Source organism: Pedobacter jamesrossensis (assembly GCF_042650905.1).
Taxonomy (GTDB): Bacteria; Bacteroidota; Bacteroidia; order Sphingobacteriales; family Sphingobacteriaceae; genus Pedobacter; species Pedobacter jamesrossensis.
Genome location: NZ_JBHSBY010000010.1, coordinates 1 through 12,564, shown reverse-complemented (window position 1 = coordinate 12,564; position 12,564 = coordinate 1). Strand labels below are relative to the sequence as shown.

Sequence of the window (12,564 nt, the reverse complement as noted above, 5' to 3'; positions counted from 1 at the left end):
TTCAGATCACAGTTCAGAGGTGTGAGGAATGTGAAATTCTTTCTATTCAGATTATCTAAAATTTATGCATAAGATTAATCCCCAACTTTTTTGCTTGATCCGTTATTATGGCTCTGGCGCAAAAAAGGTAGCGGAGCAAATGGTTGAAAATCATTTAGTTGATTTTATTGGAAGCGACATGCATCATTTAAAACATGCTGCCGCTTTAGAAGAAAGCTTACATATAAATTCAATGCAAAGCATGTTGACATTACATCAGCTTAAAAATGTTTGTCTCTAATTAAGAACAAAGAAACTTTCATTAATAATTGCTTATTCGTATCGCAACGCTTCAACAGGATCTAATTTAGATGCTTTCTTAGCAGGGTAATAGCCTGATAAAATTCCCACTCCAACACATATTACAAAGCCACCTAAAATAAATAACCACGGAATTATAAACGATCCGCCCATGGCAAGTGATATTAAGTTGCCTATAAGAATGCCTAAGAATATACCAAAACTACCGCCCATTAAGCAAATTACAACTGCCTCAATTAAAAACTGACGACGAATAACTTTTGGGTTTGCGCCAATTGCTTTACGGATACCGATTTCGCGAGTGCGCTCTGTTACTGATACCAACATGATATTCATTAAACCAATTGATGCTCCGATTAAGGTAATAATTCCAATAGCAACGCCACCAATTGCAACAAAGGCTAAGTTTTCAAAAAGAGTTTGCGCTACAGCATCACTTTTAGTAATTTCAAAATTATTAGGCTCGCTAATTTTAACCTTTCTAATATTTCTAAATAAAGCTGTCGATTCGCCGATTATGTTTTCCTGCATATCATTTGTAGGCACCATAACCGTAATGGTATAAGATGGATTTGCATTAGAATTTATTTGTTTCGCTTTTAATAATGGAACATAAACAGCTCTATCTCCACTAAATCCCATACTCGAGCCTTTAGAAACTAAAATTCCTACAATCTTAAATCTATTGTTTCCAACATTTATCAGCTTATCAATCGGATCTTGGTCTTTAAAAAGCTTGTCTACAACCTCGCTCCCAACAATACAAACATTGCTACCCATCTCAACTTCAGATTTACTAAAGTTTCTTCCTTCAGATAAACTCAGACCTTGAGAAGCAAGTCCGTTTTCATCAATACCCTGAACATTTATATTTGGATTCGTTTTTAAACTGCCATTTTTTATTGTAGAGCCACCACTAGCAAAAACACTTACAGCAACTGTTGCAGGTGTTTTTAGGCTATCTTTAAAGCGAACAGCATCTTCATATCTAATTGCTTTAAAAGGCTTTGGTCTTTTACCTTGCCCACCAATTCTTATTCCGGTACCCCGATTACGGATTGTAAATGAATTAGCGCCCATGCTACTAAAAGCATCCGTCATGCTGGTTTTTACCGCATCCAAAGTAGTTAAAATACCAACTAGAGCACTTAAGCCAATAGCAATAATTAATGCTGTTAACATTGTGCGTAAGCGGTTGCTTTTGATAGATTGTAATGCCAGCCTGATATTTTCTCTGTAATTCATTTAGTTATATAGCGTAATTGCAATGGAATATTTGCAAGACAATTGCCTTAAAAATAAAAAAGTCCCGATGTTTAGACAAGGGGACTGTGCATTATGTTACAATAATATTTTCTTTATGCCGAAAAACTTGTGCCGCAACCGCATGTGCTTGTTGCATTTGGGTTAACAAACGTAAAACCACGAGAGTTTAAGCCATCTTGCCAGTCAATCATCATGCCCATTAAATACATTTGATGCGCTTTATTCATGAATACTCTAATGCCATCAATTTGGAATTCCTGATCGCCTTCTTTTCTTTGGTCGAAACCCAAAATATAATTCATGCCTGCGCAACCGCCACCTTCAACGCCTACACGTAATCCGTAATCATCACCAATTTCTTGTTGATCTTTTAATTTATATAACTCTTTTGCTGCGCCTTCTGAAAAAGTAACTGGTGCAAATGCTGTATCAACTGTTGTGCTCATGTTATTTAAATTTTATCTGTTACAAATATAAATAATAATGCACATTTTTGCTTTTATCCGGATGTTAATATTACCGTAGTTAAACAATACAATGAACGCACAACAAATAATTACAGATATTGTAGTCCTTTTTACAGGGATTTTCCTTTCGCTTTTAACCATTTATTACTTGTTGAAGAATGATATTCAACGGTTTTTTAATTTGAAAACAATTGAATTAAATAAAGAAAGCAAGGCGCATATTTTGCCGCTTAGACTTCAGGCACACGAGCGTTTAATCATTTTTGTCGATAGAATTAATCCGGCAAATCTTTTGGTTCGCCTGCATCAGCAAGGAATTGGAATTGCAACCTTACAAGCTGGGATTTTGAATGAGGTGAGATCCGAATTTCAGCATAACATTACGCAGCAACTTTATGTTGGCAGTGTAACATGGAATGTAGTTCGTAAATTAAAGGATGATACCATTGCAATGATTAACAATGCGGTGCAAGGTTTGCCTTCCGATGCAAATGGAATAGAATTAAGTAAAGCAATTTTACAGCACATGGCCAGTATTGATGAAAATCCTTACGATTTAACCATCGAACTGATTAAAAAAGATATTGAAAAGCTATTTTAAATTTTTTAGTTAATTGGTTAAATGTTTAATCGGTTAATTGAAACAGTATAGTTTTTAATTAACCCATTAAAACAACTTTAACGGTTAACCATTCAACTAACCAAATATGAGCGATAAAAAACATACCACAACATCTGGCATCGAAATAAAAGAACTTTATACTTCGGCAAAGCCGATGGATGAGAAGCCAGGAGAATTTCCTTTTACCAGAGGAATTCAGAAAGATATGTATCGCGGCCGTTTATGGACTATGAGACAGTATGCTGGGTTTTCAACTGCCGAAGAATCTAACAAACGTTATCATTATTTATTGGGGCAAGGAACAACAGGTTTATCTGTGGCTTTTGATTTGCCTACGCAAATTGGTTACGATTCTGACCACGAAATGGCCGATGGTGAAGTAGGAAAGGTTGGTGTAGCCATAGATTCATTAAAAGATATCGAAATTTTGTTTGATGGTATTGAGTTGAAAAACATTACAACCTCGATGACAATAAATGCGACGGCTTCGATTTTGTTAGCGATGTATATTGCCTTAGCAAAAAAGCAAGGTGCAGATTTAAAGCAAATTTCTGGAACCATACAAAATGATATATTAAAAGAATACGCAGCCAGAGGAACTTATATTTATCCGCCAAAACAATCTATGCGGTTAATTACCGATATTTTTGAGTTTTGCAGTAAAGAAGTGCCAAAATGGAATACCATTTCTATTTCTGGTTATCATATTCGCGAAGCTGGTTCAACTGCTGTGCAAGAACTGGCCTTTACTTTGGCAAATGGTAAAACTTACTTAAAAGCAGCAATTGATAAAGGTTTGGATATTAACATTTTCGCAAAGCGATTATCATTCTTCTTTAATTGCCACAACAATTTTTTCGAAGAGATTGCAAAATTCAGAGCGGCAAGGCGCATGTGGGCTAAGATTACAAAAGAACTTGGTGCTACTGATGAAAAAGCGCAAATGCTTCGTTTTCACACACAAACCGGAGGTTCTACATTAACTGCGCAACAGCCTTTAAATAATGTTATACGCGTAACTAATCAGGCTATGGCTGCGGTTTTAGGTGGAACACAGTCTTTGCATACAAACGGTTACGATGAAGCTTTGTCGTTGCCAACAGAAGCAGCAGCAAAAATTGCGCTTCGAACGCAGCAGATTATTGGTTTCGAAAGTGGCGTCACAGATACTGTAGACCCACTTGCAGGCTCCTTTTTCGTAGAAAACTTAACTGATGAGGTTGAAGCTGCTGCATGGGCATACATTGATAAGATTGATGCCATGGGTGGTTCTGTAAATGCAATTGAAAGCGATTATATGCAGCAGGAAATTGCTGCGTCGGCTTATGAGTATCAAAATGAAATTGAAGACGGCAGTCGCATTTCGGTTGGCGTAAATAAGTTTACCCAGAAAGAAGAAGGCATAACTGAAGTCTTTAATATCGATGACTCTATAAGGAAATTGCAAACAGAAAAACTAGAAAAATTAAAGGCAGAGCGAAACAACAATGAAGTACGAGAAGCGTTAGATTTAATAAGGGTTTCGGCTGATGCTGAAATAAATTTAATGCCATTAATTATTGATGCTGTTGAAAAGTACGCAACACTAGGAGAAATTGCAGATTCACTGCGTGATAGCTTTGGCGAGTATTAAATTCTTATATCACCTCTAAATTAATCTCAAATATTTAAACGTTTGTCCTTAAAAGGGGAAATGGCACTACAGTTTTTTATTTACTAAATTGAAAGGTATTGGCAGCTTTTTATTTGTTGCTATGCAAACCCTTTGGTTTCAGTAGCTTTTATGCTACAAGAAATAAAAACTATGAAATTCGTTCCACTATCAATCATAATGGCTTGGATTTTGCTTTTATGTGTCTGATTCGCAATTAAGGGCTAAATGCATTAATACGTAGATTTTATGTGGAAAACCAATGTTAATAAATAGTTATCCACATTAAAAATTCAGGTTAAGTAGGGTAGGTTACTGCTTATGAATATGTTACGAAATATTTGAAATTTTTGTTTCAAATGTTGATAATTTTGTCAATATTCGTAGTCCCGAAACGGACCATCCCGTAAATTCGAATCGGCACTGAAAACCAATAAATTATAGAAATCGCAATGGAAAAAACTTGTACAGAAGTGTGGAAGAACTGTCTTCAAATTATTAAGGATAACATCCCGAACCAAAGTTTTAAAACCTGGTTCGAGCCAATAACAGCCCTTAAGTTGGAAGGTAAGGTTTTAACCATTCAGGTACCGAGTTTATTCTTTTACGAATGGCTTGAAGAGCATTATGTAGGCTTACTACGTAAAACAGTTAAAAAGCAACTTGGAGAGGATGGCAGGTTGGAATATAATATCGTTGTAGATAAGTCATCTAACAGCGGTAATCCTTACACTACAAATATGCCATCGAACGGAAACGGAGCAGAAGCAAAAGTGCAATCGATGCCAATTCCGGTATCAATTAATAAGGATATCAAAAATCCGTTTATCATCCCCGGATTGAAAAAATTAAACGTAGATCCACAATTAAATTCTAACTATACTTTCGAAAATTATATCGAAGGAGATTGCAATCGTTTGGCTCGCTCTGCAGGTTACGCTGTTGCAGCAAAACCAGGTGGTACATCTTTTAATCCTTTAATGATTTATGGTGGCGTAGGTTTAGGTAAAACCCACCTTGCGCAAGCAATCGGTAACGAGATTAAACGCAGTATGCCGGATAAGCTTGTTATTTATGTAAGCTGTGAGAAATTTTGCCAGCAATTTGTAGACTCGTTAAAAAACAATACAATTAACGATTTCGTTAATTTTTATCAGGCAATGGATGTTATCATCATGGATGATGTACACAATTTTGCAGGTAAGGAAAAAACTCAGGATATTTTCTTCCATATTTTTAATCACTTACACCAATCGGGCAAACAGGTTATTTTAACCTCTGATAAAGCACCGAAAGATTTAGCTGGTTTGGAAGAGCGTTTGTTAAGTCGTTTTAAATGGGGCCTTTCTGCAGATTTACAGATTCCTGATTTGGAAACCCGTATTGCTATTTTAAGAAAGAAAATGTATGCCGACGGTATTGAATTACCAGGCGAAGTTGTAGAATATGTTGCACATAATATTGATAACAACGTACGTGAACTTGAAGGTGCAATGGTTTCTTTATTAGCTCAAGCGACATTGAATAAAAAAGAAATCGATTTGAACCTGGCTAAGCAAATGCTGAAAAACTTCATCAAAAATACTTCAAAAGAGATTTCGATGGAATACATTCAGAAACTGGTTTGCGAATATTTTGAAGTACCTGTTGATATGGTTAAATCGCAAACTCGTAAGCGTGAAATTGTTCAGGCTCGTCAAATTTCGATGTACCTTTCAAAAAGCCATACTAAATCATCGTTAAAAACAATTGGTGCTTTCTTTGGCGGTCGCGATCACAGTACAGTGATTTATGCTTGTCAAACTGTAGAAGATTTAATTGATACCGATAAAAAGTTTAAAGCTTACGTTCACGATATTCAGAAAAAATTAAAAATGAGCTAGTTTAAGGTAAAAGGTTTAAAGGTATAGGCTAAACCTAATATGTTGACCATAAACAAAAAAGACCTGATTTGATAAAAATCAGGTCTTTTTTGTTTAATTAATATTTATGAAAAACTTAGATGTTCTAAGGTTTCTTAGGTGGTTAACCTTTTATTGCAAATTTTCGATTTCGGCCAAGCCATAATGCAATGCAGCTACATGCAAAGCCTGAGCAATTTTATTTTCTTTTAAGAATTGTTTTATTTCTTCAACCGTATATTCTTCTACATTTAAAATTTCATGTTCATCTAAATGCTGCTCATGAGTCTTAATTCCGCCAGTTAGAAAATAAGTATAAGTTACATTATTTGCAGTTGCAGGATTTGGATAAAGCTCTGCAATCATTTTACATGTTTTAAAACTATAACCAGTTTCCTCAAGCAGTTCACGTTTAATTGCAAAATCGGGTTCTTCATCACCATCCATCACTCCGCCAGGAACTTCTAAAGAAACAATATCTGCAGCGTGGCGATATTGACGAACCATGATTATTTTTCCTTCTTCTGTTAAAGCAATTGCATTAACCCAATTTGGATATTCAAGAACATAGTAATCATCTTTAATTATTCCACTAGGTAGCTTAACTTCATCTACCCGAAGCGTAGCCCATTTCTCTCTCACTAAATATTTAGAAGCAATTTTTTGCCACTTTTCTATAATCATATATAAATTGTTTATCCGATTGAAAATTAAAGATATTGTTGTATTGTTTTTTGGCGATGAAGATTTACCAGGTGAACAATTTTATGTTTATCAGCCAATTGATTATAAATTAAATTAAGCTTTGGCGCAATAGCTTTATTCCTTTCATCACTAATGCCTAATTCATAATATAAAAATTCGCTTAAAGAATCGAGTTTGTCTGCAGGAATATCACTTTCATTTAACCATTTTTCGAACTCAATATTGCCTTCATCATCAAGAACTTCTTTTGGAATTGCAAAGCTATTTTGCATCGTTTCGTTAAAAACAGATTCTGCTTCGGCAAATTTACCTTCCAATTTTAAGCCCATTATTCGGGCTAAAACCTCAGCCAGTTTCTGAATCTCCGCTGTAATTAAATCTTTTCTAAACATTTTTTAGAGGGCTAAAAGGGAAATCATTTATTAATCGTAAGTCGTCAATCTAAAATCATCAATCAAAGTTACCAACTTCCGCTTGAGCCTCCACCGCCGAAACTTCCGCCACCAAATCCGCCAAATCCGCCACCTGATGAGCCCCCGCCGCCCCAGCTACTTCCTCCACCAAAGCCACTTCCACCACGACCACCGCCGCCGCTTCCGAAAAGCATAGCCCAGAATAAAGCATTAGATGCACCGCGGCTTCCAATAATTTCGCCATTTCCACCGCCACCACCTTTGCGCATGATAACTATAATCACAATTATGATGATGATGATAACAATTACGCTACCAGATCCTCCATTTTTAGAAGAAACCCTAGGTTTATCATTTTTGTATTCACCTTTGGTGTATTTTATAATTGAGGTTGTACCGGCATCTAAACCAGAATAGTAATCGCCAGCTTTAAAATATGGCTTAATATCATTTTCGATTATACGTTTTGCATAGATGTCTGGTAGTGCGCCTTCTACGCCGTAACCGGTTTGGATAGATATTTTTCTATCGCCAACAGCTACAACAATCATAATGCCGTTGTTTTTGCCACTCTGGCCAACTCCCCATTTTCTACCCAACTCTACAGCATATTCATTAATATCGTAATCGCCCACTGATTTCAATATCGCTATTGAAATTTGAGTTGAAGAAGAATCGTCAAAGGCAACGAGTTTTTGCTCAAGCGACTGTTTTTGGCTTGCCGATAAAACTCCTGAATAATCATTAACTAACGTAGAAGGCTTTTCAGGAAAATCTTGTGCAAATGCAAAAGAAAATAATAAACTGAAGAGCGATAAAAGGAATAATTTTTTCATCGATTATTAATTTTCTTTATTATCAAGGTATACAATATCATTTGGCAGCTCATTTATATCTCCGGGTTGATAAGGAAAGAATAAGGCTAGTTTTTCGCCTGCCAAAGAAACACCAGCAATAATTCCATCTGCCAAATCACCCTTGGCGAAATGTGCTTTCATTGCAACTTTCGTGGTTTCCCAAAAATCAACAGGAACAACTTTATTAATTCCTTTATCACCGATAATGGCAAATTTATGGTCAGCATGTGCTAAATAAATTAACACGCCATTGTTTTGAGCCGTTTTATCCATGTCTAGCTTTGAAAAGTATTCAATAGCCTTTTCATATGGATCAGCCTCACAATGTTTGTCAATAGCAATTCTGATTTCTCCTGATGTTGCTTTCTCTGCATCAGCAATTGCCTTTGCAATTTTTTCTTGTTCAATATCTGAAAATAACGACATATCTTTATTTTAAAATGAAGTAAAAAGGGTAACAAATGTTCAACTGAATAAACATCTATTACCCTCAAATGTTATAGTCAGAATATTAAAATTCTACTTTCGGAGCATCTTTAGCTGTAGCATCAGCTTCAAAATAACCTTTAGCTTTAAAGCCAAACATTCCGGCTGTTAAGTTTGTTGGAAACGACCGGATTTTTCCGTTATATTCTTGTACTGCATCATTAAAATCTTTACGTGCAACAGTAATTCTATTTTCAGTGCTCTCAAGTTGTGCCGATAAATCGCTGAATTGTTGAGTCGCTCTCAATTCTGGATAAGCTTCGGTAATTGATAATAACTTACCTAACGCCTGACTTAACTGACCTTGTGCTGCCTGATATTTCTGAATATTTTCAGGTGTCAAGTCATCAGCTTTAACTGTCATTTGTGTCGCTTTTGCACGAGCTTCTACAACAGCAGTTAACGTACCTTGCTCAAATTTAGCAGCACCTTTTACCGTGCTTACTAAGTTTGGAATTAAATCTGCTCTTCTTTGATATTGGGTTTGCACAGTTCCCCACTTCGATTTTACATTTTCATCAAGTTTAACCATGCTATTGTATCCGCATGAACTTAAAGTGCTAACTGCAATTACAGCAGCTAAAATTCCAAATACTAATCTTTTCATTTTTATGGTTTTTGTTTTATTTAATCAAATTGAATTAAGGTCAATTTACTAATAAGATTGCAAAATCTGTACCTTTGTTACAATTCGGGATAAAAACCTGACAGATTATGCAAAAAGATATCGAAATTACATTACTCCCACACGAGGTTGAGCAAAGCGAAATTATCAATCAGAAATTAGCTGAAGGCTTAAACCTGCCACAGAATCGTATTAGGGGCTACGAAATTTTAAAACGTTCTATCGACGCCCGTTCTCGTAAAGTTATATATCGCCTGCAAATAAAAGTTTTTATTGATGAAGAACCAATTGCAGAAATTTACACAATTAACTATCAAAATGTCAGTAATGCTAAACCCGTAATTATTATAGGTGCTGGCCCAGCAGGATTATTTGCCGCTTTGCAGTGTATAGAAAATGGTTTAAAGCCAATTATTATCGAACGCGGTAAAGATGTAAAACAACGCCGCCGAGATTTGGCTGCAATAAATAAGCAAGGTTTAGTAAATACCGAGTCGAATTATTGTTACGGCGAAGGTGGCGCAGGAACTTATTCAGATGGAAAATTATATACCCGCTCTAACAAACGTGGTGATATTAATAAAGTGCTTCAGGTTTTTGTAAATCATGGAGCCGAACCAGATATCGCTATAGATGCCCGCCCTCATATTGGCACAAATAAATTGCCTCATATCATCACCTCAATAAAAGATACAATATTAAATGCTGGCGGCGAGGTGATGTTTGATAGTCAGATGACCGATATTTTAATCGAGTTCGGGAAAGTGAAAGGTATCGAAATTAATTTCGAGGATAAATTGTATGCCGATAATATTATACTGGCAACAGGTCATTCTGCCAGAGATGTGTACGAATTATTAAACAGCAAAAATATTTTAATCGAAGCGAAACCTTTTGCATTAGGCGTTCGTATAGAGCATCCTCAAGAAATTATAGATACGGCTCAATACCATTGCGATACTCGTTCTGAGTTTCTACCTCCGGCTTATTATAGTTTAGTAGAACAAGTTGGTGCTCGTGGAGTATTCTCATTTTGCATGTGCCCTGGTGGTATTATAGCCCCATGTGCAACAGGCGAAAACGAAATTGTGGTTAACGGATGGTCTCCATCTAAAAGGAATAATCCCTTTGCCAATTCGGGTACGGTAGTTCAGGTTACTTTAAATGATGTTCAGGGTTATGACCCATTAAGAATGCTAAACTTCCAATCTCAAATAGAAAAATTAGCTTTCGAGGCCGGAGGTGGTAATTTAGTTGCACCTGCACAGCGGATGATGGACTTTGTAAACAACAAACTTTCTATCGATTTACCAAAGAATTCATACCTGCCAGGAACAAAAAGTGTAATGCTCGATAATATTTTGCCAGAATTTGTATCCGAAAGTTTAAAGTCGGCACTACCTTTATTTGGCAAAAAGATAAGAGGCTATTATACTAACGAAGCAATATTAGTAGGAGTAGAAAGCAGAACCTCTTCACCAGTGCGTATCCCGAGAGATAAAGAAACTTATCAGCATCCCCAAATTCGCGGTTTATATCCATGCGCAGAAGGAGCAGGCTATGCAGGTGGCATTGTTTCGGCAGCCATCGATGGAATTAATTGTGCAAACGCAATCCTTGCAGCAAAATAACAAACATTATATAAGTTAAGATTGTTGTTTCAATATGTTTATAATTACAAACGAAATTAAAAAAGCTTTTAATGGCGATGCATGGCATGGAAATCATGTTATGCAAACCCTTAATAACGTTAAGCCAGAAAATGCTTTCGAACATTATATAACAAATGCACATTCCATTGCCGAAATTGCTTTACATTTAACTTCCTGGACAGAAGAGGTTTCCTCAAGATTAACAGGAAAAACAGCCGCAGAACCCGAAATGGGCGATTGGCCAAATCCAAATGATAAAACGCCAAAAGCTTGGGAAAAAATAATATTTGATTTCAAAATTGCAAACGAAGAGCTAATTCGTGTTTGTGAATCTATAAAAGATAGCCATTGGGATGATGAAACCAAAGACGAAAGAAATCCTGTTTTGGGTACAGGGGTTACAAAAATCGAATTAGTAAATGGTTTAGTTCAGCATCACGCATATCACTCCGGACAAATTGCATTACTTTCTAAATTTTAATTTATAATGAAAAAGACATTAATCATAGGCGCTTCACCCGATTCCTCAAGGTATTCATATAAAGCCGCGAATATGTTAACCCGCTTCAATCACGATATTGTTAATGTCGGTATCAAACGCGGTGAAGTCGCAGGAGTAGAAATTGAGAAACCAGGCGAAATTCACAACGATATTGATACCATTACATTATATATTGGTCCCGCCTTGCAAGCTCAATACCATGATTATATTTTAAAAACAAAACCGAAAAGAGTTATTTTCAATCCTGGTACAGAGAATTACGAATTAGAAAAACTTTTAAATGCAAACGGGATTGAACCTTTAGAAGCCTGTACATTGGTTTTATTAAGTACAGGTCAATATTAATTCTTTATCAAATCAGGGCTTATAGTACTATATATGTAGTCCCGCCCTTCATTTCAAATCCTCGGCTCCTGCTTCGCCTTGCGGTTTTTCCATTAGGGTGGGGTTTATTAGCTTGGTCAGATTAAAAAACCGACAGGTATATTAAGTTTAATTAGTAGAAAGAATCGTTTTTGTTAAGTAATAGTCTAAGCATACCCTAGCCATAGATGAAGCGTATATAAAGGCCTATTAAGGGTAAAATTATGCCAGCATAGTAATTTGAGTAAGTCGTAGCGCATGCTTACATTCATTGTCGAATTTTTCTTAAGCCAAAATGAAGCCTACTAATCCTGCCATTCCTATAAAAAGAAATTATATCCATCATCCCGGTTGAATTGCAGTCTGTCCTCCTGAGCGTAGTCGAAGGACAGCTTTACCAACATTACCCCCCAACGCAAGCCCTCATTTGTGATAATATCATAACCAAACCAAGCCTGCTTGAACCTAAAATCCCAATTAAACCTATCCAAATGGCATCTAATTAAAAACAACCTGTATCGCCGTTCATTTTTTCTGCTTGTATATCATATAGTTGCGAAAAGTATTCGAACAAAGGGCAGATTCTATTTGTTTGGGCTAATTTTTTTTCTACTTTTGCAACCCGGTTCGGAGGAACAGGGAAAGAGGATTACATGTTGTTAGGGATATTAAAGAGGTTTAAATTATTTTAAAATAAACTTTGCGATAGTGTTAAAGATTGTTACCTTTGCAACCCGGTTCGGAAGGAGCGGGA

The 12,564-nt window shown here is 36.1% G+C and carries 14 protein-coding genes; 7 read left to right on the top strand and 7 right to left on the bottom strand.

Going from position 1 to position 12,564, the window contains the following annotated elements; translation table 11 throughout:
• Positions 1 to 64 precede the first annotated feature (64 nt).
• Complete coding sequence (locus tag ACFOUY_RS01675) at positions 65 to 280, top strand: hypothetical protein (protein ID WP_378958707.1); 216 nt, start codon at positions 65 to 67, stop codon at positions 278 to 280.
• Positions 281 to 312: 32 nt separating this feature from the next.
• On the opposite strand, the gene ACFOUY_RS01670 is transcribed toward ACFOUY_RS01675, so the two are convergent.
• Both ACFOUY_RS01670 and ACFOUY_RS01665 read right to left on the bottom strand, forming a co-directional pair.
• A complete protein-coding gene (locus tag ACFOUY_RS01670) occupies positions 313 to 1,545 on the bottom strand; it encodes an ABC transporter permease (RefSeq protein ID WP_378958706.1) in 1,233 nt (410 codons plus the stop codon).
• 113 nt (positions 1,546 to 1,658) lie between these two features.
• The gene (locus ACFOUY_RS01665) at positions 1,659 to 2,012 is read right to left on the bottom strand and encodes a HesB/IscA family protein (protein ID WP_378958705.1); all 354 of its coding nucleotides are present in this window, start codon (positions 2,010 to 2,012) and stop codon (positions 1,659 to 1,661) included.
• Positions 2,013 to 2,103: 91 nt separating this feature from the next.
• On the opposite strand from ACFOUY_RS01665, the gene ACFOUY_RS01660 reads away from it, so the two are divergent.
• The 3 genes from ACFOUY_RS01660 to dnaA all read left to right on the top strand — a co-directional run bounded on the left by ACFOUY_RS01660 (position 2,104) and on the right by dnaA (position 6,189).
• Positions 2,104 to 2,634 carry a DUF7935 family protein gene (locus ACFOUY_RS01660; protein ID WP_378958704.1) on the top strand — a complete coding sequence of 177 codons (531 nt, stop codon included), beginning with the start codon at positions 2,104 to 2,106 and terminating at the stop codon, positions 2,632 to 2,634.
• A 106-nt stretch (positions 2,635 to 2,740) separates the two neighbouring features.
• Positions 2,741 to 4,288: an acyl-CoA mutase large subunit family protein gene (locus ACFOUY_RS01655; protein ID WP_378958703.1), complete on the top strand. Its 1,548-nt coding sequence runs from the start codon at positions 2,741 to 2,743 to the stop codon at positions 4,286 to 4,288.
• 470 nt (positions 4,289 to 4,758) lie between these two features.
• Complete coding sequence (dnaA, locus tag ACFOUY_RS01650) at positions 4,759 to 6,189, top strand: chromosomal replication initiator protein DnaA (RefSeq protein ID WP_109930718.1); 1,431 nt, start codon at positions 4,759 to 4,761, stop codon at positions 6,187 to 6,189.
• 150 nt (positions 6,190 to 6,339) lie between these two features.
• On the opposite strand, the gene ACFOUY_RS01645 is transcribed toward dnaA, so the two are convergent.
• The 5 genes from ACFOUY_RS01645 to ACFOUY_RS01625 all read right to left on the bottom strand — a co-directional run bounded on the left by ACFOUY_RS01645 (position 6,340) and on the right by ACFOUY_RS01625 (position 9,275).
• Entirely contained in the window at positions 6,340 to 6,891 is a 552-nt protein-coding gene (locus ACFOUY_RS01645) for an NUDIX hydrolase (protein ID WP_378958702.1), read from the bottom strand.
• 26 nt (positions 6,892 to 6,917) lie between these two features.
• The gene (locus ACFOUY_RS01640) at positions 6,918 to 7,304 is read right to left on the bottom strand and encodes a hypothetical protein (protein ID WP_378958700.1); all 387 of its coding nucleotides are present in this window, start codon (positions 7,302 to 7,304) and stop codon (positions 6,918 to 6,920) included.
• 68 nt (positions 7,305 to 7,372) lie between these two features.
• Positions 7,373 to 8,161 (bottom strand): TPM domain-containing protein, encoded by a 789-nt coding sequence (locus ACFOUY_RS01635; RefSeq protein ID WP_378958699.1) that lies wholly within the window; start codon positions 8,159 to 8,161, stop codon positions 7,373 to 7,375.
• A gap of 6 nt (positions 8,162 to 8,167) precedes the next feature.
• A complete protein-coding gene (locus ACFOUY_RS01630; protein ID WP_378958698.1) occupies positions 8,168 to 8,608 on the bottom strand; it encodes a TPM domain-containing protein in 441 nt (146 codons plus the stop codon).
• Between the two features lie 85 nt (positions 8,609 to 8,693).
• Positions 8,694 to 9,275 (bottom strand): LemA family protein, encoded by a 582-nt coding sequence (locus ACFOUY_RS01625; protein WP_187072990.1) that lies wholly within the window; start codon positions 9,273 to 9,275, stop codon positions 8,694 to 8,696.
• Positions 9,276 to 9,382: 107 nt separating this feature from the next.
• On the opposite strand from ACFOUY_RS01625, the gene ACFOUY_RS01620 reads away from it, so the two are divergent.
• Genes ACFOUY_RS01620 through ACFOUY_RS01610 form a run of 3 tightly spaced genes read left to right on the top strand, consistent with a single transcriptional unit; the run spans position 9,383 to position 11,792 of the window.
• Positions 9,383 to 10,924, top strand: coding sequence for an NAD(P)/FAD-dependent oxidoreductase (locus ACFOUY_RS01620; RefSeq protein ID WP_378958697.1), 1,542 nt, complete (start codon positions 9,383 to 9,385; stop codon positions 10,922 to 10,924).
• Between the two features lie 34 nt (positions 10,925 to 10,958).
• Positions 10,959 to 11,426, top strand: a complete 468-nt coding sequence (locus ACFOUY_RS01615; protein WP_378958696.1) for a DinB family protein — start codon at positions 10,959 to 10,961, stop codon at positions 11,424 to 11,426.
• A 6-nt stretch (positions 11,427 to 11,432) separates the two neighbouring features.
• Complete coding sequence (locus ACFOUY_RS01610; RefSeq protein ID WP_378958695.1) at positions 11,433 to 11,792, top strand: CoA-binding protein; 360 nt, start codon at positions 11,433 to 11,435, stop codon at positions 11,790 to 11,792.
• The last annotated feature ends 772 nt before the right edge of the window (positions 11,793 to 12,564 follow it).